Origin of the sequence: Streptomyces pristinaespiralis (assembly GCF_001278075.1) — a bacterium.
GTDB lineage: Bacteria > Actinomycetota > Actinomycetes > Streptomycetales > Streptomycetaceae > Streptomyces > Streptomyces pristinaespiralis.
In genome coordinates, this window is record NZ_CP011340.1 from 409,939 (window position 1) to 433,139 (window position 23,201).

At 72.1% G+C, this 23,201-nt stretch carries 16 protein-coding genes; 7 read left to right on the forward strand and 9 right to left on the reverse strand.

Annotation, left to right across the window (positions count from 1 at the left end; genetic code table 11):
- Positions 1-986: 986 nt before the first annotated feature.
- From SPRI_RS01535 to SPRI_RS01555, 5 genes are all read right to left on the reverse strand, one after another.
- The gene (locus tag SPRI_RS01535; protein ID WP_053556644.1) at positions 987-1,634 is read right to left on the reverse strand and encodes a ScbR family autoregulator-binding transcription factor; all 648 of its coding nucleotides are present in this window, start codon (positions 1,632-1,634) and stop codon (positions 987-989) included.
- A gap of 269 nt (positions 1,635-1,903) precedes the next feature.
- On the reverse strand, positions 1,904-2,806 hold the full coding sequence (locus SPRI_RS01540; RefSeq protein ID WP_053556645.1) for an AfsR/SARP family transcriptional regulator: 903 nt from the start codon (positions 2,804-2,806) through the stop codon (positions 1,904-1,906).
- 283 nt (positions 2,807-3,089) lie between these two features.
- Positions 3,090-3,713 (reverse strand): ScbR family autoregulator-binding transcription factor, encoded by a 624-nt coding sequence (locus tag SPRI_RS01545; protein WP_053556646.1) that lies wholly within the window; start codon positions 3,711-3,713, stop codon positions 3,090-3,092.
- 675 nt (positions 3,714-4,388) lie between these two features.
- Positions 4,389-5,708 (reverse strand): cytochrome P450 family protein, encoded by a 1,320-nt coding sequence (locus SPRI_RS01550; protein ID WP_078951200.1) that lies wholly within the window; start codon positions 5,706-5,708, stop codon positions 4,389-4,391.
- Between the two features lie 1,454 nt (positions 5,709-7,162).
- Positions 7,163-7,849, reverse strand: a complete 687-nt coding sequence (locus tag SPRI_RS01555; protein ID WP_053557673.1) for a ScbR family autoregulator-binding transcription factor — start codon at positions 7,847-7,849, stop codon at positions 7,163-7,165.
- A 368-nt stretch (positions 7,850-8,217) separates the two neighbouring features.
- Here SPRI_RS01555 and SPRI_RS39700 point away from each other — a divergent pair, with 368 nt between their 5' ends.
- Together SPRI_RS39700 and SPRI_RS01565 are read left to right on the forward strand one after the other, a co-directional pair.
- Positions 8,218-9,942, forward strand: a complete 1,725-nt coding sequence (locus SPRI_RS39700) for an acyl-CoA dehydrogenase family protein (RefSeq protein ID WP_053556647.1) — start codon at positions 8,218-8,220, stop codon at positions 9,940-9,942.
- A gap of 423 nt (positions 9,943-10,365) precedes the next feature.
- Entirely contained in the window at positions 10,366-10,860 is a 495-nt protein-coding gene (locus tag SPRI_RS01565; RefSeq protein WP_053556648.1) for a WapI family immunity protein, read from the forward strand.
- 150 nt (positions 10,861-11,010) lie between these two features.
- Here the strand turns inward: SPRI_RS01565 and SPRI_RS01570 are convergent, their stop codons facing one another.
- Positions 11,011-11,697, reverse strand: coding sequence for a hypothetical protein (locus SPRI_RS01570; RefSeq protein WP_159039465.1), 687 nt, complete (start codon positions 11,695-11,697; stop codon positions 11,011-11,013).
- 1,145 nt (positions 11,698-12,842) lie between these two features.
- Here SPRI_RS01570 and SPRI_RS01575 point away from each other — a divergent pair.
- From SPRI_RS01575 to SPRI_RS01590, 4 genes are all read left to right on the forward strand, one after another.
- Positions 12,843-13,751 (forward strand): helix-turn-helix domain-containing protein, encoded by a 909-nt coding sequence (locus SPRI_RS01575; protein ID WP_053556650.1) that lies wholly within the window; start codon positions 12,843-12,845, stop codon positions 13,749-13,751.
- A 277-nt stretch (positions 13,752-14,028) separates the two neighbouring features.
- Positions 14,029-16,188, forward strand: coding sequence for an FUSC family protein (locus SPRI_RS01580; RefSeq protein WP_053556651.1), 2,160 nt, complete (start codon positions 14,029-14,031; stop codon positions 16,186-16,188).
- A gap of 207 nt (positions 16,189-16,395) precedes the next feature.
- The gene (locus SPRI_RS01585; protein ID WP_005307336.1) at positions 16,396-17,223 is read left to right on the forward strand and encodes a class I SAM-dependent methyltransferase; all 828 of its coding nucleotides are present in this window, start codon (positions 16,396-16,398) and stop codon (positions 17,221-17,223) included.
- 138 nt (positions 17,224-17,361) lie between these two features.
- Positions 17,362-17,802: a hypothetical protein gene (locus SPRI_RS01590; RefSeq protein WP_234020302.1), complete on the forward strand. Its 441-nt coding sequence runs from the start codon at positions 17,362-17,364 to the stop codon at positions 17,800-17,802.
- A gap of 137 nt (positions 17,803-17,939) precedes the next feature.
- On the opposite strand, the gene SPRI_RS01595 is transcribed toward SPRI_RS01590, so the two are convergent.
- The gene (locus SPRI_RS01595; RefSeq protein WP_005307340.1) at positions 17,940-18,581 is read right to left on the reverse strand and encodes a TetR/AcrR family transcriptional regulator; all 642 of its coding nucleotides are present in this window, start codon (positions 18,579-18,581) and stop codon (positions 17,940-17,942) included.
- A gap of 171 nt (positions 18,582-18,752) precedes the next feature.
- Here SPRI_RS01595 and SPRI_RS01600 point away from each other — a divergent pair, with 171 nt between their 5' ends.
- Positions 18,753-20,213, forward strand: a complete 1,461-nt coding sequence (locus tag SPRI_RS01600) for an FAD-dependent monooxygenase (RefSeq protein WP_234020488.1) — start codon at positions 18,753-18,755, stop codon at positions 20,211-20,213.
- Positions 20,214-20,282: 69 nt separating this feature from the next.
- Here the strand turns inward: SPRI_RS01600 and SPRI_RS01605 are convergent, their stop codons facing one another.
- Positions 20,283-21,011 (reverse strand): polyamine aminopropyltransferase, encoded by a 729-nt coding sequence (locus SPRI_RS01605; RefSeq protein ID WP_005307346.1) that lies wholly within the window; start codon positions 21,009-21,011, stop codon positions 20,283-20,285.
- A 118-nt stretch (positions 21,012-21,129) separates the two neighbouring features.
- On the reverse strand, positions 21,130-22,815 hold the full coding sequence (locus SPRI_RS01610) for a ribonuclease J (protein WP_037772901.1): 1,686 nt from the start codon (positions 22,813-22,815) through the stop codon (positions 21,130-21,132).
- Positions 22,816-23,201: the final 386 nt, after the last annotated feature.

Genomic DNA, 23,201 nt, shown 5'->3' on the forward strand with positions numbered 1-23,201 from the left:
CCACCGGGAACCACCGGCACCCCGCCCGAGCCGCTCCGCCCGCCTCTCGCCGCCCGGCACGGCAACGCCCTTCGGGCGGCGGGCGGTTGCACAGCCGCCCGCCTACCCACCGGGGCGGGCGGGCGCGCCGCATGCGGGATGACTCGCCGACGGGAACGGGCACAGCCGCGCGGCCCGTGCGGGCCGGCGACGGCTCACGGCGGACGGGCAGCCGCGGCGGGCGCCCGGGGCGGCGCCTGGACGCCGAGCGGTGACAGGCCCGGCTCAGGCCGGGCGGGGGCCGGCGGATGCGGGGCGCTCACCAGCGGACGGTACGCGGCCTCACGGGCCGGGGCGGCAGGGTGCGAGGGGCGCAGTCGCGGACCGGCGGGGCGGCGGGATGTCCGGCCGGTGCCCGGATGCCGAGAGGCTCGAGCTTCGGGCGCGGGCCGGGCGGATGCAGGCAGGGGCGGGTGCCGGGTACGGGCGCTCCCCGGGGGCGCAGCCGCGGGAAGCGTCCGGGTGACAGGGCGTCCGGCGGTGAGTGGTGGCGTGCCGGGGGCGGGCGCGGGCCGGGGCGGGCGCGGGCCGGCGCGGGCCGGGCGGGCGGGTGCCGGGTACGGGCGCTCCCCGGGGGCGCAGCTGCGGGAAGCGTCCGGGTGACAGGGCGTCCGGCGGTGAGTGGTGGCGTGCCGGGGGCGGCCTGGCCGGGGCCTGGCGCGGGCCGGGCGGGTGGGTGCCGGCCGTATGCGGGGCGCTCGCCGGGCGAGGGGCGCTGTCGCGGGCTGCCGGGGGCGGCGGGGCCGCCCCGGTGGTGCCCGGACGCCGAGAGGGCCCGGGCCCGGGCGTGGCCGTGCGCGGGCCGGGCCGTGGGCGGGGCCGGGGCTGGGGCTGTCTGCCGGGGCGTGGTGGGTGTTTGTGTCCGGTCCTGCGTGGGCCCTTGTTCCTGCCGGGGGCGCGGGTGTGGTGGCGCTTCGCACGGGCCCCGGCAGGTGGGTGCCGGGGGTTCAGGCGGCGTGGGCGGGGCGGGTGTGGGTGGTGGTGGGTGGGTGGGTGCGGTAGCGGGGGGTGTGGCCGGGTGGGACGAGGGCGGGCAGCAGGGGCTGCCACAGGGCGTGGACGCGGTGGGCGAGTTCGGTGGGGGTCAGGCCGGTGCCGGCCAGGACGCCGATGCCGCAGACGGCGGCGGTCAGCAGGCTCTGGCCGCCTTCGCCCGCGGCGTCCTCGCGCAGGTCGCCGGCGGCGGCGGCCTGGCCGAGCAGCCGCAGGACCTCGGTGATCCAGGTCTGGTGGAAGTCGGTGGCGGCGGGGTGGCGGCCGGCGCGTTCGTTGGTGATGCGCAGTCCGGCGCGTACGACGGGGTCCTGGTAGAGGGCGTCGGCCAGCCAGTGGGTGAGGTCGATCAGTGCCTGCAGGGGGGCGGCGCCAGCCTCCCACTGCTGCTGGACGAAGTCGCACAGCAGTTGCCGGCCGCGTTCCTGGACGGCGTCGGCCAGGCCTTCCTTGGAGGCGAAGTGGAAGTACAGCGCGCCTTTGGTCATGCCGGCGGCGCCGGCGATCTGGCCGAGTGTGGCACTGGCGTAGCCGTACCGGTCGAACATCTGGGCGCCCGCGAGGACCAGCCTGCGGCGGGTGCGCTCCGATCTGGCCTGCATCCCGGTTTCCCCTTTCTCTTCCCCGTTCACCTGCCGGCCCTCCTTGTTTTCGGGCCGGCCCTTGCCCCTGGTGACCCCTGGCGCCTGCGCGCCGGCGGCGCGTGGGTGGTTGCCTCTGCCGAGGTCGGGTCTTGCTGTGTGGTCGGTACGCCCGTGCGGATCGCGTGCCGCGTGCCGCATCCGGTGGCCGGCCGCGTACCGGAATTCCGGACCCGGACCGTGGGCCCGATTCCGGAGCCGGGTCGGCGCGGGCCGGGCCGGGGGTGGTGTCAGCCGGCCCGGCTCAGCCGCTCGCCGGTGCGGGGGGCGGGCTCGAGCTGTGGTTCGGGGTGGGCCATCAGGATCGAGCGCTGCAGGCGGCGCAGGGCGGCCGAGGGTTCCAGGCCCAGCTCGCGCACGAGGGCGGCGCGCAGCCGCTGGTAGACCTCCAGTGCCTCGCTGCGGCGGCCGGAGCGGTGCAGGGCGAGCATGAACTGGCCGTGCAGGTTCTCGTGGGTGCGGTAGCGGCTGACCAGGACGGTCAGTTCGCCCAGCAGCTCGCGGTGGCGGCCCAGGCGCAGGTCGGCCTCGATGCGCTGGTCCAGCGCGCACAGCCGGGTCTCCTCCAGGCGCCGTGCGTGCATCTCCAGCAGGACCCCGCTCTGCACCCCGGCCAGCGCGGAGCCGGTCCACAGCGCCAGTGCCTCCCGCAGCTGGCGGGCGGCGCCGGCGAAGTCCCCGGCGTCCATCGCCCGGTATCCCTGCCCGGCCAGCAGCTCGAAGGTGCGCACGTCGCTGGTGCCGCCGGAGGTGTTCAGCAGATAGCCGCCCGGCGAGGTCACCAGCACGTCCTTGGCGCTGCGCCGCCCGCCCCGCGGCGTGCCGTGCCCGCCCCCCGCCACGGTGCCCGGCGGCGTGCCGGGCGGCGTGCCGGGCGGGGTGTCCGGCGGGGTGTCGTGGACCAGGGCCGCCGAGATCAGCTCCCGCAGCTGCAGGACGTAGGTCTGCAGCGTGGTGCGCGCGCTGCGCGGCGGCCGCTGCCCCCACAGCTCCTCGGTCAGCGACGCCACCGGCACCACCCGGTCGGCGTGCAGCGCCAGCAGGGCCAGCACCTGGCGCGGTTTGGGCGCCGTGGGGGTCACCGAGACCCCGTTCTCCCTGACGGCCAGCTCCCCCAGCACATCGATGTCCACGCCGTCTCCCCTGTGTCGAAATCACGCACACGCCTTCACCGCAGCACGCCGGCCGCAGCACACCCGGCCCGCGTGAGCAGCCGGACACCACCGAGTAAAAAACAGGACGGACGGTTTGTCAATACAAGACCGCTCGTGCTGTTTTCTGGGAGGTGTTTCGCGCCGCCGCATCCGAACGGCCCGACCGGAGTGGGGCGAAAACGGGGCGTAAGGGGGTGGTGCGGGCGGTCGGGTGGAGGCTGGCGTCCGGACGGGCGCCACAGGAAACAGGGCGGGTGGTCTGCTATTGGGGGGTGGGGGTGCCGTGCGGGCCGGCGGGGACGATGGGCAGGCCGGGGGCGAGGCGGGGCAGCATCAACTCCCAGAAGCCGGTGATCTTGCATGCGGACAGCCATTCGCGGTCCGCGGCGCCCAGCACCTCGAAGCCGACGGTGGCCGCGACGACGGCCGGCGCGGCACCGCGCGAGGACAGGCCCTCGGCCAGGTGGCCCTCCCGCTCGGCGTCGTGCAGCATCCGCTCGACCCAGCCCCGCCACACCCCGCGCAGGTCCGGGCCGCCGGGCCGGGACGGGTCCGCGCTCAGGTCGAACCCGGCCCGCACCACCACGTCGTCGGCCAGCGCGCCCATCAGCACATGGGTGGCGTCCACCAGCGCCTGCAGCGCCCCGCCCGGCAGCACCGGACCGGGCGCGATGATCACACCCAGCCGCTCGGCCGCCTCCTGCTCCACCGCCCGCGCCAGCGCGTTCTTGTTCTCGAAGTGGAAGTGCAGCGCCCCGTTGCTGACCCCGGCCCGGGCACTGATGACGGCCAGCGAAGCGGGCGCGAACCCCTCCCGCGCGAACACTTCGGCCGCGGCACGCACCAGCGCCTGCCGCGTGCGGGCCGCACGCTCCTGCTTGACCATCGCAGCGATCCCCTCACTGACGGACGGCGGACCGCACACACGCCCCGCCCCTTGCGCTCACCCCGCACGGCGGAGACCCGGACACCGGGCGGCACACGCCATGCCCCGCTCCCCCACCGGCCGCGGGACGACACCCAAGATTAACAAACCGCTTACGCGGTTTGTAAGTGGGTGAGGGGATTCCGCTGCATCCCCGCCCGCTCCGCCCCTGGCCACCCGCCCCGCACCCCGCGCACGGGGCCGGGAACCGGGACAGACGGCCCCCCGGGGACGGGGCCGTGTGTCCCGGGGACCACGCACCCGCCCCGACGCCCGGGACCGCACCCGCACCCGCACCCGCACCCCTGGGACAGGCACGGCCCCGGGACGGGCACGGCCCCGCCGCACCCGCCGCACCGCGGGGCATCGGGGCGGCGGGGCCGGCGGTCAACCCCCGGGGCGCGGCGAAGAGTCCGGGCGCGGGCCTGTCCCGGGGGCCGCGGCGCGGGCCCTGCCCCCGGGCAGGCCCGGCCTGTCCCGGGGGGCAGGGCCCGGCCGGTCGGGGGCGGGCCCGGTCCGGCCTCGTCAGGGATCGCAGGCCCGCCCGGTCCGGTGCCGGGGGCGCGGTCCGGGGCGGGCCTCGTCAGGGGTTCGCAGGCCCGGCCCCCGGACGAGGTCAGGGGTCGGTGTGGCGGGTCAGGGGGTGGCCGGTGTGGTGGTGGGGGGTCCGAGGTGGACGGGCAGGGTGCGGTAGCCGCTGATGATGAACGACTCGAGGGGCTGCAGGTCGCCGACCGGGCGGGCCAGGCGTATGCCGGGGAAGCGGGCGAAGAGCGCGGACAGGGCGATGGTGGCTTCCAGGCGGGCCAGCGGGGCGCCCAGGCAGTAGTGGACGCCGTGGCCGAAGGCGACGCTCTCGCCGTGCGGGCGCAGCAGGTCGAAGGTGTCGGCGTCCTTGCCGTGCCGGGCGGGGTCCAGGCCCGCGGCGGCGAAGGACACGATGATCACGTCGCCCTTGCGGATGAGGACGCCGTCCAGGTCGATGTCCTCGACGGCGTAGCGCAGGGGGATGTAGGCGGCGGGGTTGTGGGTGCGCAGGGTCTCGGCGATCACGTCGGGCCAGTCGGCGCGGCCCGCGCGCAGGTGTTCGAGCTGGGCGGGCCGGGAGAGCAGGGCGGCGACCGCGTTGCTGATCAGGTTGCTGGTGGTCTCCTGGCCGGCGCCGATCATCAGGTTCAGGGTCGAGATCAGTTCCTGTTCGCTCAGCCGTTCCCCGCCGTCGCGGGCGGCGATCAGCGCGGAGGTCAGGTCGGGGCCGGGCTCGGCGCGCCGGCGGGCGACCAGCGCGGCCAGCAGTTCGGTCACCCGGTCCTGGGCCCGGGCCATCTCGTCGGCCGGTACCGAGGTGCCCAGAGTGGTGTCGATCGCCGCGCACAGGGCCTGCCGGTCGGGTCCTTCGACACCGAACAGTTCACAGATCACCCGCATCGGCAGCAGTTTCGCGAACGCCGTCCGCAGATCCACCACCCCCTCACCGCCATCGGCACCGGTGGGGGCGGTGGGGGTCATCTCGTCCAGCAGGGCGGCGGTGATCCGTTCGATCCGCGGCGCCAGTTCCCGGCTGCGGCGCGCGGTGAACGCCCCGGCCACCAGCCGCCGCAGCCGGGTGTGTTCCTCCCCGTAGGCGAACAGCATCGTGGGGGCCGACACCCAGTGGTACAGCGGCCACTGCGGCGTGATCCGCCCCTCGACGAACGCCGGCCAGTGCCGGCCCGCGTCCTTGGAGACCCGTCTGTCCGTCAACAGCCGCTTGAGCGGCTCGTGTCCGGTCACCGCCCACGCCCGCACCCCGCCGGGCAGCATCACCCGCGCGGCCGGCCCCCGCTCCCGCAGCATGGCCGCCTCTCCCGCCAGATCACGCCCCGTCACATCGAGCGCGTACGGACACCCCACCGACTCCCCACCCGACTCCACATCCACATCCACGTCCACATCCACGTCCGTGTCGATCTCCATGGCCAACTCCCCTTCCGTCCAGGCTCCCTCGGAACCCGCGCCCCACGGCGCGCACCGCCACCCTGCCCACCCCCGCACCCCCGCACCCCACCCCCACCCCCCGACCCCAAGGTCCCGGCGCCCCGGGCCCCGACCCCCAGGGGCGACCGGACGACAGACCGGCCGGTGCGGCGCAGCCCAGGACCCCACCGGGCCGACACAGCAGGAACAGCAGGACAGCGGGACGGCGGGACGCGGCGGTACGGAGTGGTACGGCGGGCGGACCCTCGAGCTGTGCGAACCGTGCGGGACGGGCGGGACGGCGGGACGGCGGGCGGAACTCTCGAGCTGTGCGGGGCGGGCGGGTTGGTGGACGCGGCGCAGCCGCGCCCACCCCCGGGACCGGCCGCACGGACACACCACCCTGCAGGAACGGACTCCCCCGGGTGTTCCAGCCCCGAGACACGACACAGGCCACGGCGGGCGCTCGCGGCCGGAGGCCGCCTGCCGGCACGGCGGCCCGCTGCCGCGCCGACACCAGAGCGCGCCCGGACCAAAAGGCCCAACAGGCGGTGCAGCGGCGGTGTCGCCAGGCCGCTACGCCGGCGCACAGGCCCGACAACGGTGACGCGGCCAAGACGGCCCCGGTACGCGGCAGGCGGCGAACACGCGGGCCTCAGCGCCCCGGACAGACCCTCCGGCCGGGACACGGGCCAACGGCGAACAAGCCGCGCACGACCCGCCCAAGGGAGCCGGCCGTGCACGCGGCCGGGAGCGGGAACGGCCCGCCCGAAGACCGGAGGAACAAGGCACGGACCCTGGAGCAGCCCGGCCCCACCACGACGCTCCGCCACCACGAAGCCCGAGGCACGACGGCGACGCCACAGGACCGCAGGTACAGCCCGCAAGACCGGCCCCGGACCGGGCACAGCAGCCGCGAGCACGGCGAAACTGCCGCACCCGTCGGGAAGACGCCCACAAACCGGCCCGCAGGCGGGCAGGCCGACACCACGACAGCGGCGGACCGGGAAATGCCCACAACCCCGGCCCCGCCCGGGGCATGGCCGGCGGAGCGGAGGCACGAAGACACGGCCGCCCTCCAAGCCCATGGGGCGCGGCCCAGGCCGGGACACAACGAAGACACGGCCGCCCCCAGGCCCGGCCGGTGGGCGGGTGCATGACCGCTGCCGCCTCCGTGGCCGGTGGGCGGGTGCGGGACCAAATGACCGCGGCCGCCCGGGGATCCCGGACGGCGAAGCAACCCCGGCCCCTCCCGGGGCGTGGCCGGCGGAGCGAAGGCACGAAGACACGGCCGCCCCCAAGCATGGGGCGCGGCCCAGACCGGAACACAACGAAGACACGGCCGCCCCCAGGCCCGGCCGGTGGGCGGTGCGGGACGAAACGACGGCGGCCGCCCGGGGGTCCGGACGGCGGCAAGGAAGACGGGAGAAGAAGGGGCGGGTGGGTGGGGTGGGTCAGTGGGCGGCGGGCTGGGGGGCCGCGTCGCGGCGGCGGACGGCCTCTTCGTAGGCAAGGACACCGCGGCCGGGAGAGAAGTCCAGGCGTACCAGCACCCCGGGCACCGCGATCGCCGTCATCAGGAACCGGTACAGATCGGCGACCCGTTCGGTCATGTCCTGCCGGCCGGTCATGATGTTCGACAGCACCTGCACCCCGGTGAACGCGCCCACGAACGTCTTGGCCGCCCCCACCAGATCCACGTGCGGCAGGATCTCCCCCGCCGCCTGCGCCTGCTCGAACAGATCCTGCGTCTGCTCCATCCACGCCTGCATCGGCACCCGACGGTCCAGCCCGTCCCGCAGCGCCCCCTGCTCCACCGTCAGCCGCACACTGCCCCGCACGATCGGGTCCCCGGTGTCCCGGCGCAGCAGATGCGCCAGCAAAAGCGCCCGGTCCACCGCCGTCTGCAGCATCAACTCACCCTCAGGCAGGTCCGGCAACGCGTGGACCTGCTCCGCCAGCACCCCCTGCGCCAGCTCCTCCTTCGAGGCGAAGTGGAAATACAACGCCCCCTTCGTCAGACCCGACCGCTTGAGGATCTCGGAGATGGTCGCCGCCTCGTAACCGACCTCGTCGAACACCTCGGCCGCCGCCACCAAAATCGCCCGCCGCGTCCTCACGGCCCGCTCCTGCCGCGCCATCACCACCACCTCCGACATCCCCGCACTCAACGAAAAGAAACCGGCGGGTTCGTATCTTAGCAGCCCAGCGCCCTACGGCCAGCCCGTGACCGCACCTCGGCCCCGTCACCGTGCACCGACCCGTAAACACTCCGCAACCAAACCACCATGGCGGTTTTAGTTACGGGACCCAAAGGTCCCTTTCAAGCGGAATGATCGCGTCCGACCAGCAGTGGAACCCGGCATATGCCGTCACCACAGCCCTCGAGTGTGACGCACGTCACCCTGAAACCCGCTCAACGCCTTGAAAACAAAACCGGTGGGTACGTATCTTTGGGGCCCTGCGCATCCCTAGACCACCGGACGACCCCTATCCCACGGGAGAGGCCATGACCCTGCTGACCCAGCCCACCACCCCCGCCACCGGGCAGGACACCCCCACCACCCCACCCGCCACCGGAGCCGGCACGAACGCTGCCCCCGGCACGAACGCGGGCACCGGCACCGGCACCGGCTCGAACGGGGCCACCCGAACGGGCACGGGAACAGCAACCACCGGCACGGGAACGGGCACCACCACGGTCACCACCGCAGGCACCACCACGGTCACCACCACGACCGCGGCGGGGGGCACTCTCGCGGTCACGTCAGCGGGCACTCTCGCGGTCACGGCCGGCGGCACTCTCGCGGCAGCGGGCACTCTTGCGGCAGCGGGCGGCGGCACTGTCGCGGCAGCGGGCGGCGGCACGGGAACGGCCACCGCGGCCGCAACAGCCACAGCCACGGCCACCGGGACGGGGGCGGGGGTGGGTAGACCGGTGTCGCCGATAACCCCCGTCACCGCCCCCGCACCCACCACCCTCTTCCCCCCGCCGCCGCCCGCCGCCGCCCGCCGCACCACCGGCCGGCCCACCGGCGACGACGACACCGACCAGGCCACCACCGACGCCGTCACCCGCGAACTGCGCCACCTGCTGTTCGACGGCGACGAACAGGACACCATCCACACCCCCTGGCGCACCCTGATCACCCACGACGCATTCCTCACCCACGACGACGACCTCACCCCCACCCAGCGCACCGCCCGCTCCTACCAGCGCCTGCGCCTGCTCAACGCCACCGCCGCCGGCGACCCCCTCGCCCTCGCCCGCGACCCCCGCCGCCTCGCCGCCCTCCACGAATGGACCGGCATCGCCGACAGCGCCCTGGGCACCCTCGCCGGCATCCACTACAACCTCTTCCTCGGCACCCTCCTCGACCACGACCACCCCGAACACCGCGACCTCACCCCCTACACCACCCTGCGCAACACCGGCACCTTCCTCGTCACCGAACTCGCCCACGGCAACGACGCCGCCCACCTGAAGACCACCGCCCACCACGACCCCGAAACCGGCGGCTTCACCCTCCACACCCCCACCCCCGGCGCCGCGAAATTCATGCCCAACACCACCACCACCGGAGGCCCCAAAACCGCCCTCGTCGCCGCCCGCCTCATCACCCACGACGGCACCGACCGCGGCATCCACCTCTTCCTCACCCCCCTCCACGACGAAAACGGCCTCCACCCCGGCATCCACATCACCCCCCTCCCACCCCGCCACCTCCCCCACCCCGTCGACCACGCCATCACCACCTTCACCCACGTCCGCCTCCCCCCCACCGCCCTCCTCCAGGCCCCCCACAACCGCCTCGACCCCGACGGCACCCACCACACCACCCACGGCAACCCCCAAAAACGTTTCCTCACCACCATCGACCGCGTCACCCTCGGCAAACTCTGCATGAGCGCCGCCGCCACCGGCACCGCCCGCGCCGCCCTCACCATCGCCGTCCACTACGCCAACCACCGCCACACCACCCACCACAACACCCCCACCCCCCTCACCACCCACCGCGCCCACCACGCCCCCCTCATCGACCACCTCGCCACCACCTACGCCCTCACCCTCCTGCACCGCCACACCCTCAACCACCACACCCACCACCACCACAACCACATCCACACCACCATCAACCACCTCCACAACACCCTCCACCCCCACCTCACCACCCTCACCAACGCCCTCAACCACCCCCACCAACACACCCCCACCCCACCCCCCACCCACTAACACCCCCACACACCAGACAACATTGAGACGCCACCAGCCCACATACAGGGCGGGACACAGGGAGTTGCATCGATCGAAACAGGTCGCGGGAGATCACAGAGCCGCTGATCCCCCGATCACCCGGTTCGAGGTGCGACGGCCACAGAAAGGCGGGACGCAGGACATACCCGATAAGACGTCGTCCACGGCGAACACTCACACAGACCAGCAAGAGGCCCTACGAGAATTCGTCCGGACGGCTCAGGCCCCACTCAATCCGCCCTCGACAGACCGCAGACTCACAGTCATCCAGCAGACCGAGCCGGCGTCACCGAGCGATGATGGCGCTCTTTGAGTTTCAAGAATCGCCATCAACGAGAAGACGCCTCCACGGACTCGGACTTATCAAGCGCCGAGCGGCGAGCGCCGTGAGATCCTTCGCCGGTGCGATTGAGTGACGATTCCAGCAGCATCGACCTCCGCCCACTGCGCTACCAGTTCCCCAAAGTCACGGGCGACATGTACGACGACAACTGGCTCGTCATCGGCGGCTCTGTGACAACTCCCCACGGCAGCTGGTCCTTTACCGACCCCTGCCTCCTCACCGACGAAGCCCACCAGCTGACCGGATGGCTGCGCGCCGTCGCAGCGGGGAGAGTGGCCATGACCCCACCTGACGCCGACGGTGAGTTGTCCCCCGACATCACGTTCACCGAACCCGTCCTCGCCTTCAGCCTCGCCGCCCAGGGCGAGGCTGAAGGCGAGGACAGCACACTGATACGCGTCCATCTCTCCCTGGAAGCCGCACCACCATGTCAACAGGGCGACGGCGGACCGGACATCTACCAGAACGCCCTGGCACTACAACTCGACACCACAGCCCTGCGCCACGCAGCCGGTCAATGGGAACTCGCTCTGGCCCCCTTCCCCACCCGCTGAACCACGCCACCCCCGACGCGGCAAGCGACGGCTGAACCGACGCCCGTCGCCGAAACATCGCCCGCCGTCCGGGTAGCCGCAAACGTCGGCGTCACCCTGGGCCGGCCGAAAGGCATGTCGGCTTTCGATCGAGGCTGCTCGCGGCCCGGCTCACGGTTCCTCGGGCCGGCCCTGTTGCAGGGGCAGCCAGTCCCAGAAGTTGTGGGCGCCCGCGGGGCGGTATCGAACCAGGCCCGGGAAGTGCGGCACTCGGACGGCTGCGTGGAGGCCGGCCGCCCGCCCCGCGTCGTCGAAGGAGTCCGTCACATCGCCGTGCCAGTAGCCCGCTTCGAGAAGGGCGTCCCCAGAGAGACCGTGAGGTGGGGAGACACAGAGCGGGAGGTACAGCTGGGCGGGACCTCCTTTGTCGGCGCACACCTGGTTCAGCGCGTGGCCGGCGAGCTGAGGGTGGGGGCCGCCGTCAGCCCCAGGAGCGAACTGCCGCAGGATCAGGTCCAGCGGAAGGGCCCCTACGCTCTTCCAAGCCATGGTGAACGAGCCGGCGTTCTCACCGCTCTCCCCACTGTCCTCCGGTTGTACGCCCGGCACCTTGATGACGAACCCGCTGTTGTCCGTCACGGGCCTCAGGCGCCAGCCCTCGGTCCGGCCGTCGGCGTTGCCGGCGGCCGCGCCCTCCGCCCAGGCATCCATGAATCCGGTATGCCGGGTCAACGGCCCCTGCGGTACGTCGGGGGGAGCGCTGATGCCGGCGTCGTAGCCGGCCTGCCAGCCTCTGGCTTCTGCGGACGCTCCGAAGTCACTGTGCTGCTCATCGATGTAAGGATTGGTTCGGGGCACGGCCGTTCGCTCCTTCGTCACCACCATCACGGTTTCGCCACGTTGCCGTAGGACCAGGACGGTCACATTGTGGAATGCAGGTAAGTTCCCTCGGAGTTACCCGTGCGCGACATCGAGATTTCCTTCCCGACCGGTTCGAGGGACATTCTCCATGTGTTCGAACCCCGAGGTGTCACGCACCCATAAGTGGTCGAGCGGAAGAGACGCAGTCGATACGGAGCTGACTGAACCCCGGACGTCCGTTTGACGACCATCGCGGCGTAGCTTCGCGCTCGCCGATGCGCTACCTGACAAGGCCAGGATATCCCGCCAGGCACCTTCGAGCGGAAATACGAGCCCTTCACCGAGGATGCCTTTGCCCCAGTGGTCCGTTTCCCGCCCCGAGACTTACTCTTGGAACAAAAGGCGACCAGGTGACGCCGCTGTCGTCAACTCGTCAATAATTCAAACCATAACGGGTGCCAGTTCGATGTGGGCAACCAGGCCGCCGCGGCCCAAGAATTCCGGTCGACGCTCCCCTCCTCACGGGAAATGCCCGATCCGCCGTCCACAACCGGCGTCCTCAAGGCCCCCGTTACCTCTTGCCGGGGCGGACCAACCACCGGAGCAATGACAAGCCGTGCCCACCTCCACGATCGTGAGCTGTGGTGCCTGAAGCCGGCCACCGGGACGGACTTCGGCCATCTACCGTCCTCGCCATTCCCGGGCTGGTACGAGTTCCGGACGAGGTCCAGGCCGACCCGGACAGCGTCTATCTCACCGTCGACGCCTCGAGCGGGCTGGACAACTCCGTGTGGCCCGGCAACGGGGAAACCCATGACATGAACGCCGGCCAGGTGGCGCACCCATCCATCACCGTCCCCTTCGGTCTCTCGATGTCGCTGACCCTCGGGGGACAGGACTCCGGGTGCCTCAACGACGACGATCCGCTCGGCTCGGCTCGGCTCGATCAGGATCGACACCCACGACACCGGTCGGGGGCACGTCGCACAAGTCGCCCCGTCGGATGTCGAAGGTTCCTTCTCCTACGTGACCTACCGGCGGATGCCTGAGCCTGACCCAAGACATCGACGTCAGGGGCATCCACCGACTCGAACGCCCAGGCACTTGAGTCTCCAGCGGCTGGAACGTTCATGATCTGCCCCATGGACGAACACCCCGACGGACTCACCATCGGTCAGCTCGCACATCGCACCGGACTTCCCGTGCGCACTCTGCGTTTCTGGTCGGACAAGGGAGCAGTGCCGCCCGCAGCCCGCTCCGCGAGCGGCTACCGGCTGTACGACGCCGCATCCGTGGCACGCGTCGAGCTGGTCCGCACCCTGCGGGAACTCGGCCTCGGCCTCGACGACGTGTGCCGGGTCCTGGGTGGTCACACCACGGTTGCCGATATCGCCACCGCGCACGTGGCCGCGCTCGATGCGCAGATCCGCTCCCTCAAGGTGAGCCGGGCCGTCCTGTCCACCGTAGCGAAACGTGGTTCGACCGCTGAGGAGACAGCACTGATGAACCGGTTGGCGCGGCTTTCCGCCGCCGAACGCAAGCACATCATCGACGAGTTCAAGGAGGAGGTGTTCGGCGGGCTCGACGCCGACCCGCGGCTGCACGATCGTATGCGCACCTTCACCATCGAACTGCCCGACGATCCCACACCCGACCAGGTCGACGCCTGGATCGAACTGGCCGAGTTGGTACGGGACCCCGGTTTCCGCGCCCGCATGCGCACCATGCTCGAGCTGAGCACCCCCCTCCCGGGGCAGGGCCCTCCCCCCGGAGCGTCCATCTGGTGGGCCAGGCACATCGTTCAGACGGTCGCTGAGGTCAGGAAGCGCGGGATCGCCCCCGACGAACCGGCAGCGGCCGAGGTCCTGTCCAAGCTGTTCGGCGACTCGGACCGCGCCGCCGTGCTGCTGTGCCTGGAGGCAGGAGTCGAGGCAGGTATGGAGCGCTACCGCAGGCTCGTCGCCCGCGTGCGCGGACAGTACTCGTCCCCCGACGCGAGCGAAGAACTGAAGTGGCTCACGCAAGCCCTTCTCGCCGCACAGCATGCCTGATACCGGTCACCGCTCGACCGAAGCGGTCCGTGCACCCCCAGCCATGGCCGTTGCGCACACGGGACGCGGCAGGGCAGCGGACGAAGAGTCCCCCCAGCCGCGGCACCGCGCCCCGCACAGCCGCATCGCACCCGCCACACCGCACAGCCGCGCGGCACCGCACAGCCCGCGCCGCACCGCGCCGACGAGCCGCACCGCGCCGACAATGAGAAAGGGACACGCGACGGGCGCCGCGTAGGTCACCGGCGCGGACACCGGCGGAAGGAGCGTGCCGAAGATGGCCGAGCGGCGGTCCGCCCAGCGGCGTACGCAGGCGGTGCGCCGGGCCGTACGGGTCACTCTCGCGGCATCCGCGGGCTTCTACCCCCTCGTGTACGGCCTCCACCAGCCGGAGATGGCGCTCTACGCCCTGTTCGCCCCGGTGGCACTGGGCGTCCTGTCCCCCGTCCCCGGGTCGGGCAGGCAGCGGGCCGCCGTCATTCTGGGGTCGCTCCCCGCCGGTCTGTGCCTCGTCACGCTGGGGACCGCGCTCGCCGGGAGCACCGCGGCCGCGACGGCCGGAATGGTGGCCGTCGGCTTCGCCCTCTGCTTCGCGGCGGTCGCGGGGCCGCGGGTCGGCGGGGCAGCTCCAGGGCTCCAACTGTTCTACATCCTGGCGTGCTTTCCCCCGTACGCCCCCGAAACGCTCTGGCAGCGGCTGGCCGGGCTGACGCTCGGTGCGGTGCTGCTGGCGTTCTGCGAACGCCTGGTGCTGCCCGCCGCTCCGAGCCCTTCCTACCGGTCACGACTCGCCGACGCCGAGGCCACAGCCGCCGCCGCGTCCGCGGCGGCGGCACACGGTCCAGCGCCACCGGACACGGCTGCCGCCCTGCGCGCGTCGAGTCCGGGACTGCGCCCCTCCCGCCTGCCGCCCGCGGAACGCCCCGCCGGGCCGTGGCGCACCGACCGCGCCCTCGCCCAGGCGGGCGCGGCGACCCGGCGGCTGCTGGAACAACTGGCCCGCCTGACCGAGACCCCCGCCCCGACCAGCCCCCGTTCCAGCGCCACTCCCTCTCATGACACCGCCCCCTCCCCCGCCTCCGATCCGTCGTCGGCGGGTCTGCTGCGTCTGGTCGCATCCGTCTGCGCCGCCACTGCCGCGTCGCTGCGCTCGGGATGTCCTGCCGGCGATCCGGATGCGCTGCACCACGCCATGCGGGACTTCCAGGACACGCGGATACGCCGCTCGGCGGCGCGGAAGGCTCCCGACCTGTCGGAGCTGCGCCACCAGGCCGCGGTGCTCGCCGTCGCCGGGTCGGCGGACATCGCCCGGACCGCCGTCATGGTTGCCGTCAGCGGTCGGCGCACGCCCCCGATCGAGCCCCGCGAACTGTTCTGGTACGCCGACGCCCCCGCCCTCCGGCTGTGGTTCCGGCGGCTGGCCGGCAACACGACGCTCGGGTCCGTCATGTTCCAGAACGCCGCCCGTACGGCGATCGGCCTCGGCGCGGCCCGGCTGGTCGCCGGTTCGCTGGACCTGACGCACGGTTTCTGGGTGCTGCTCGCCGTACTGACCCTGGGCCGCACCACCGCGGGCGAGACCTGGACCGCCGTGCGATCCGCGCTGGCAGGCACCCTCGTCGGGGCGCTCGCCGCCGGCGTGCTGCTGTACGGGGTGGGTCACGAACCGCACGCCTACGCGGGCCTCCTCGCGCCCGCGATGCTCGCCGCGTTCTCCCTCGGGCCCCTCCTGGGCGTGGCCTGGGCCCAGGGACTGTTCACCCTCGTGGTGGCCACGGCATTCGCCCAACTCGCGCCCGCCTCCTGGCAGCTCGCGGAGGCGAGAATCGTGGACGTGCTGGCGGGCAGCGTCATCGGGCTGGCGTGCGGACTGCTCGCCTGGCCGGCGGGCGCCCGGCGCGAAGTGCGCCGGAGCATGGCCGCTCTGCTGCGGGCCACCGCTCCTCTCGCCCCGGCCACGGTCGGCGCCGTGCTGTCCGACCGGCCGGCCACCGTGCCCAGGGCAGCCACGTGGCACAGCCTGCACCGCCTGCGTCTTGCCGAGGCCGCGTACGCGCAGTCCCGGAGTGAACCGGATGACGACCCTGCCCGCACCCCGACGGACTGGCACTCGGTCCTCCTCACCGCTCAGCACGTCCTGATCGGCGCGCACCAACTCCCCCGTTACGACCGCTCGGGCACCGGCATCCCGCCTGCTGCCGCCGACTGGGCACGTGCGAACGCCGACCGCCTGGCCGATGCCACCCGGCAGGCCGCCGACCGGTGCGAGGGCCGCGCGACGCGGCCCCTCAGCGGCCCGGCCGGTGTGCGGCTACCGGTCTGCGGCCCCGCGCTGCCCGTCCTCGTCGACCTCGAGCAGTGGCTGGACTGCCTCGCGGAGGACCTGCGACGGATCCACCCACGTGAGCGGCAGTGCGTGAGAGCCGCCCGTGCGTAACTGCGTGTCACGTGCGTAACTGCGAGTCACGCGCGTAAATGTGCGTGAACAGCTCTCGCGTGCGGGACTGCCCGTGAGCAGCCGCAGGTGAGTCGCAGCGGCGCGAACGATGCCGCCACCACCGCGTGAGGACGCCGCGACCGGGCGGCATACGGCCTCGCCGCCGTTCATGAGGTGGGCGACCCCGCTCGGCACGACAATGGGCTCATGGCACACAGCGCCTCTCCCCGGGAGAACGCGCGCCGGACAGCCGACGAGCAGCACTACGGCGAGCACGTGTTCCGTCCCCAGGACGAGGGCGAGGGCGACCGTATCGACCTCGGGGCCCTCGCCTACGACGCCACGACCACCGCCCGGCTGCGCGAGCTCGGGGTCGGCCCCGGCTGGCGCTGTCTGGACGTCGGTGCAGGTACCGGCACCGTGGCACGGGCGCTGCTGCGCGAGGCGGGCGCGGCGGAGGTGGTGGCCGTGGACCGCGACGTACGGTTCCTGGCCGCGGAACCCACTCCGGGCCTGACGGCACTCGAAGCGGACATCACCTCGGACGGCTTCGCACCGGGGCGCTTCGACCTCGTGCACGCCCGGTTCGTCCTCATGCACCTCCCGGATCCCGGCCGCATGATCGACCGGCTGGCGGCGATGCTCGCGCCCGGTGGTCTCCTGGTCGTCAGCGACGCGGTGGATCTGACAACGCGCGACTCCCCGGAGAACTCCTTCACCTCCACCATGCGGGCCATGTGGCAGGGGCTGCACGACACCATCGGCACCGACGTGACCTGGGTGCCGAACTGTCCTCGAATGCTCGGGACAGCGGGCCTGGAGTCCGTGGCGGCGGAGATCCACGTGCCGCCGCTCGTGCCCGGCAGCCCCATCAACAGGTTCTGGGTCGAGACCTGGCGACGGGCCCGTCCTGCGATGACTGCGACACGGCTCGTCGACGAGGCCACCATCGACGACGCCGTGCGCTGTCTCGACGCGCCCGGCTTCCACGGGTTCTCGCCCGGCATGCTCACCGCCTGGGGCCGCCGCCCGTAGCGGTCACCGCGGCCCTCGCGAGGATCGCGCCGGTAGGAGTCCCCGCCGGGCACCGCGTACCCCTGGACTCCGCTCCGCCCACTTCGGTGCCGCCGGGCCGGACTGGACGGGCAGGTCTGTGGGCACCAGGGTGTGATGATGAACGACGATGCAGACGAGACGCCGCAGGAGCGGATGGCGAAGGTCGAGCTCTACCTGGAATCGGTCAAGGCCCGGATGGCTCCGGAGGACTTCGAGACGCTGCACCAGGCGGTGACGGAGATGAGCCGCCTGATCTCCGAAGGACACGAAGGCGTTCTGGAAGCGGGTGACCGCGAGAACTTCGCGGGCGATGTCCAGCGCGAGTTCCTGGCCGTGATGGCGATCGCGACCACCGGACGCATGGACCACGAGGTCATCGACATGCCCGGCCCGGACGGCAGCCCCGGCTACGCCGTCGTCACGCCGGAGGTCGCCAACGACCCTGCGGCAATCGCAGAACTACGCCAGCAGATCCACGAATGGACCACCGAGCAGCAGGCGATCAACAAGGAGTTGGACGGTATCGCCCGTGCCAGCGGCCTCGACCCGGAGGACTGACCCCCGCCCCAGGCCCGTCCGGCGACGGGCATCCGCGTCGGGCTCCGCGTCCTGCTGCGAGTCAGGCCAGGTCAGCCACCTCAGCTCAGGCCAGGCCAGATCAGGTCAGGTCAGGTCAGGTCACGCTCCGGGCCGGCTCACGTCAGCTGCCGCAGTCCGGTCTCCAACAGCGCGAACGCATGTTCCGCATCGGTCACCGCACCCGCACAGCGCTCGTCCGCCGGCTCCCCGGATGCCAGGCGTGCGGCGTTGTCCTGCGCCAGCGCCCAGTGGACCGCGACGATTTGGACGGCGGCCAGTCGCGCGGTGAGATCGGAGACGTCGGCAGTTTCGCGCAACGCCTGGGTGAGTGCGCGTTCGGCGCCGGTCTTGAACCGCTCCATGCGGGCCACCAGCGACGGCGCGTCGAGAATCATCTGATGGACCCGCCTCACCTGGGGATGGTCGTTGAGCCCGGTGATCGGGTCCCGCTCGCGCAGGCCCTTGAGGAAGTGCTCGCGCACGGCGGTCAACGGGGCAACACCGGTCGGCCGGGCCCGCACGACGCGGGCGATCTCCGTCTCGTGGTCGGCGAGGCGATGTACCACGAGGTCTTCCTTCGTCGGGAAGTAGGCGAAGAGGGTGCGTTTGGAAACCTCGGCCGCCTCGGCCACCTGGGCCACCGAGACCTGGTTGAAGCCGTGTTCCAGGAACAGCGTGATCGCCGCCTCGGAGATCGCCGCGTGGGTCCGCTGCTTCTTTCGTTCCCGTAGTCCTGGCTTGCCGTCCACGGGCGCCATCGTAGCAGCGACTTGCCCCGAGAGTATTTCTGCACCTGGTATACATTTACCCCGAGGCGAGAGACGAGGTGGAGTGAAGTGTTGACCGAGACCGAGACCGAGACCGTGAGTGAGACCGAGACCGGCATCGATACCGAGGTCGTCGTCGCGGGCGCCGGCCCGACCGGTTTGATGCTGGCGTACGAACTGGCTCTGGCCGGGGTGGAAACCCTGGTGCTCGAGAAGCTGGAGCGGCGCATCGAGCAGGTGAAGGGCGGCGGGATCCAGCCACGTACCGCTGAGTTGCTGGAGTCGCGCGGGCTGCTGGAGCCGTTGCTTCGGCGGGCCGTGGGGCACGAGCCGGTGGGCGGGCATTTCGCGGCGCTGCCCGTGCCGTTGGACTGCGCACCCTGGCGAACCAGGCATCCCTTCCCGATCGCGATCCCTCAGTGGGAGATCGAGGCAGTGTTCGAGGAGCGGGCGATCGCCGCCGGCGCGCGGGTCGTGCGGGGCACTGCCGTCTCAGGGGTCGCGTCGGACGACGACGGAGTGGTGGTCATGACGGCGGGCGGTCCGCAGGTGCGGGGCCGCTACCTGGCGGCGTGCGACGGCGGCCGCAGCACGGTGCGGAAGCTGCTCGGACTTCCGTTTCCCGGCAGGCCCGGGACCCATCAGGCGGTGCTGGCCGACATCCGCCTGTCCACCGTGTCGTCGCTGGTTCCGAGCCGGGTGGGTCATATGAGCGACCTGACCCGTCACGCGGGCGGTTACTGGGCCGTGCTGGTCCCCCTCGGCGGCGATCAGTACCGGTTCACCTTCGGGCGCACGGGCCAGGCGGACGAGACGGACCGGACGGACGACAACCGCGACACCCCCGTCACCCCGCAGGAGATCACCGCCGCGCTGCAGGCCGTGTACGGCCCTGAGGCCACCCTCGGCGCCGTGGACAACGCTTCCCGGTTCACCGACGCCACTCGGCAACTGGAGCACTACCGCACCGGCCGTGTCCTGTTCGCGGGCGACGCCGCCCACATCCACCCGCCGCTGGGCGGCCAGGGCGTCAACCTCGGTATTCAGGACGCGTTCAACCTCGGTTGGAAACTGGCCGCGGTGGTCCAGGACCGGGCGCCGAGCGGCTTGCTGGACAGCTACCACGCCGAACGGCATCCGGCAGGAGCGCAGGTCCTGCATCACACGTCGGCGCAGCGGGTCCTGGCCGCTCCGAACCCGAGCGAGGACGTGGCCGCCCTGCGTGACATCTTCACCGACCTGCTGCGGCTGCCCGACACCAACCGTCATCTCGCGGGACTGATGTCGGGCCTTTCACTGGGCTACGAGTTGCCCGGGGAGCATCCGCTCACCGGCCGGCGCATCCCGGACGCCGACCTGGTCACCGAAAGGGGCTCCACCCGGCTGTCGACGCTGTTCGGCGCGGGTCACGCCGTCCTGCTCGATCTGGCCGGCACCGTCCCGGCCGGACTCCGGCTCCCGCCACGGGTCGACCTCGTCCGTGCCGCATGCACCGACGATCTGGGCGCTGCCGCCCTGCTCATCCGTCCCGACGGCTACGTCTGCTGGGCCGGCGACGGCTCCGCCGTCCGCGGCGACACCCTGCGCGCCGCGATCACCGGCGATGTCGCGGCGGTGCACTGAGCCGGTGGCACCGTTGCACGGGCCACCGCAGTGCCGCAGGGCGCCGTGGGCGTGAAGTCCGCCCACGCCCTACGGTCCGGCAGGTCCCTTCCGTGCGACGTAGACGGTGTTGGCGGCAGTGCCCTGCTGCAGCGGATTGTCGAAATGGACGACATGGGCCTCGGACTCCGCGAACGTGTCCGCCAGCACGGCGCTGAAACTGTCGTCGGGCGGGTCGTTGGACCACAGCGCGAAGGCGCCGCCGGGCCGCAGCCGGCCGGCGAGCGCCCGCATCCCGTCAGGTCGGTAGAGCGCCTCGTGACGGGGGTGCAGGACCTGCCGGGGCGAGTGGTCGATGTCGAGCAGGACGGCGTGGAAACGGCGGCCCGGGTCGTCGGGATCGAGGCCACCGTCCTCGCCGACGCCGGCGAAGAAGTCGCCGTGGACCAGCCGGCAGCGCGGATCGTCCACCAGGCCGGGCCCCAGTGGTACGAGGCCGCGCTCGTGCCAGCCGATCACCTCGGCGAGCGCGTCGACCACGATCAGCGAGCGGACCCGGGCGTCGTCGAGGACGGCGCGAGCGGTGTAGCCGAGGCCGAGACCGCCGACGGCCACGTCCAGTCCCATCTCCGGCAGACCCTCGAGGCCGAGGCGGGCGAGTGCGATCTCGCCCGCTGTGAAGAGGCTGGACATGAGGTACTCGTCGCCGAGCTTCACCTCGTACACGTCCTCACCCGACCCCGGGTCACGCCGGCGCCGAAGAGAGATGTCGCCCATCGGCGTCGGCTTCCAGTCGAGTTCGGCGAAACGCACGCTCATCCTGCTCCCCTTCTTCGGTGCCGGCTGCCGGCCCCGGCCGCTCATCTCCGCCTGCGGCAGACGGAGCGGCCGGGTGGCCGGCGGGCCGCTGCCGCCCGTTGCCCGTGTACGGCGCCGGTCAGGCGTCGATGATCACCGGAATGATGAGGGGCTTGCGGCGGTAGGTACGGAACGCCCAGTTGGCCACCGCGCGGGCGATGAGCTGCTCGAGCTGGTGGGCGTCGCCGACGCCTTCCTCCGCCGCCTTGGCCAGGGTCTTCTCGATCACCGGGATCACGGGCTCGAAGGTGGAATCGTCGTGGACGAATCCGCGGGCCAGGAAGTCCGGTGCCTCCGCGAGCGCCCCGGTGTCGGCGTCCACGATCGCGACCACCGTCACCACGCCCTCCTCCGCGAGGGTGACGCGGTCCTTGAGCGATGCCTCCGTGGCGCCGCCGACCGTCATGCCGTCCACGTAGACATTGCCCGCGGGCACCTTGCCGGTGATCGACGCGCGCCCGTCGACCAGGTCGACGACGACACCGTCCTCTGCGATCACCACACGGTCCGGGTCCACGCCGGTGCGGACGGCCAGGTCGCCGTTGGCCCGCAGGTGGCGCCATTCGCCGTGCACGGGCATGACGTTGCGGGGCTTGACGATGTTGTAGCAGTAGACGAGTTCGCCGGCGCTGGCGTGGCCGGAGACATGGACCTTGGCATTGCCCTTGTGGACGACGTTGGCGCCCCAGCGGGTCAGACCGTTGATCACCCGGTAGATGGCGTTCTCGTTGCCCGGGATCAGGGAGCTGGCCAGGAGGACCGTGTCCCCCTTCCCGATGCGGATCACATGGTCGCGGTTGGCCATCCGGGAGAGTGCGGCCATCGGCTCGCCCTGCGATCCCGTGCACACCAGGGTGACCTTGTGTTCCGGAAGCTGTTCCAGGTCCTTCATGCCCACGACCAGGCCGGAGGGGACCTTCAGATAACCGAGATCACGGGCGATGCCCATGTTGCGGACCATCGACCGGCCCACGAAGGCGACCTTGCGGCCGTGCTGGTGCGCGGCGTCGAGCACCTGCTGGATGCGGTGCACATGGCTGGCGAAGCTGGAGACGATGACGCGCCGCGGAGCGGTGCGCATGACCTGCTCGATCGCGGGGTTCAACTCGCGTTCGGACGTGGTGAAACCGGGTACCTCGGCGTTCGTGGAATCGGTGAGGAACAGGTCCACGCCCTCCTCGCCGAGCCGGGCGAAGGCGCGCAGGTCGGTGATGCGGTCGTCCAGCGGGAACTGGTCCATCTTGAAGTCGCCGGTGTGCAGCACCATGCCGGCACTGGTACGGATCGCCACGGCGAGGCTGTCCGGGATGGAGTGGTTGACGGCGACGAACTCGCAGTCGAAGGGGCCGAACCCGCGCCGGTCGCCCTCGCGGACCCGCACGGGGCGCGGCCTGATGCCGTGCTCCTTGAGCTTGGCCTCCAGGAAGGCCAGGGTCAGCTTCGATCCGACGACGGGGATGTCGGACCGCTCGCGCAGCAGATAGGGAACGCCCCCGATGTGGTCCTCGTGCCCGTGTGTGAGGACGATGCCCACGACGTCGTCAAGGCGGTCGCGGATGGAGGTGAAGTCGGGAAGGATCACGTCCACCCCGGGCTGTGTCTCCTCGGGGAACAGGACCCCGCAGTCGACGATCAGCAGTTTCCCGGCGTGCTCGAACACCGTCATGTTGCGGCCGATCTCGCCGAGGCCGCCCAGCGCGACGACCCTCAGTCCTCCTGCCGGCAGCGGAGGAGCGGCTTTCAATTCGGGATGCGGATGACTCATACCCTGACGTTACCGAGAGACCGGGGGAAGTGATCCACTGCGGGTGGTCATGAGACGCGGTCCACCGTAACGGACTGCGGTCGCGGCAGGTGTCCGTGGGCCGGCGGGCACCGTGGAGAGGCGAGTGCGCGGTGGGCCGGTAACAGGTGTCGCGGGTGGTCCGCACGCCCGCAGTGCGGCGGAATTGCCTCGAGGACCGCGTCGTGGTCCGGGAGGGGAACGCGAACGCTGTGCGCCGGGCCCCTGGCCGCCCGGAAGGGCCGAGCCGATCGCCGAGCGGATCCCGGCCCGTACGCCGCCGCCGGTACCGGGCCGGGGAGCGCCACCGGGCCATGGCCGCTCGTGGACGGCCCCCGACGGCCCCACAAATCCCCCGCGAGGGTGAC

Bases quoted from the DNA above. Each gene is read 5' to 3' on its own strand.
- SPRI_RS01535 (WP_053556644.1), bottom strand. From the start codon at position 1,634: ATGCAGGCCAGATCGGAGCGCACCCGCCGCAGGCTGGTCCTCGCGGGC.
- SPRI_RS01545 (WP_053556646.1), bottom strand. From the start codon at position 3,713: ATGGTCAAGCAGGAGCGTGCGGCCCGCACGCGGCAGGCGCTGGTGCGT.
- SPRI_RS01550 (WP_078951200.1), bottom strand. From the start codon at position 5,708: ATGGAGATCGACACGGACGTGGATGTGGACGTGGATGTGGATGTGGAG.
- SPRI_RS01555 (WP_053557673.1), bottom strand. From the start codon at position 7,849: ATGGCGCGGCAGGAGCGGGCCGTGAGGACGCGGCGGGCGATTTTGGTG.
- SPRI_RS39700 (WP_053556647.1), top strand. From the start codon at position 8,218: ATGACCCTGCTGACCCAGCCCACCACCCCCGCCACCGGGCAGGACACC.
- SPRI_RS01575 (WP_053556650.1), top strand. From the start codon at position 12,843: ATGGACGAACACCCCGACGGACTCACCATCGGTCAGCTCGCACATCGC.
- SPRI_RS01580 (WP_053556651.1), top strand. From the start codon at position 14,029: ATGGCCGAGCGGCGGTCCGCCCAGCGGCGTACGCAGGCGGTGCGCCGG.
- SPRI_RS01585 (WP_005307336.1), top strand. From the start codon at position 16,396: ATGGCACACAGCGCCTCTCCCCGGGAGAACGCGCGCCGGACAGCCGAC.
- SPRI_RS01590 (WP_234020302.1), top strand. From the start codon at position 17,362: ATGAACGACGATGCAGACGAGACGCCGCAGGAGCGGATGGCGAAGGTC.
- SPRI_RS01595 (WP_005307340.1), bottom strand. From the start codon at position 18,581: ATGGCGCCCGTGGACGGCAAGCCAGGACTACGGGAACGAAAGAAGCAG.
- SPRI_RS01600 (WP_234020488.1), top strand. From the start codon at position 18,753: ATGCTGGCGTACGAACTGGCTCTGGCCGGGGTGGAAACCCTGGTGCTC.
- SPRI_RS01605 (WP_005307346.1), bottom strand. From the start codon at position 21,011: ATGAGCGTGCGTTTCGCCGAACTCGACTGGAAGCCGACGCCGATGGGC.
- SPRI_RS01610 (WP_037772901.1), bottom strand. From the start codon at position 22,815: ATGAGTCATCCGCATCCCGAATTGAAAGCCGCTCCTCCGCTGCCGGCA.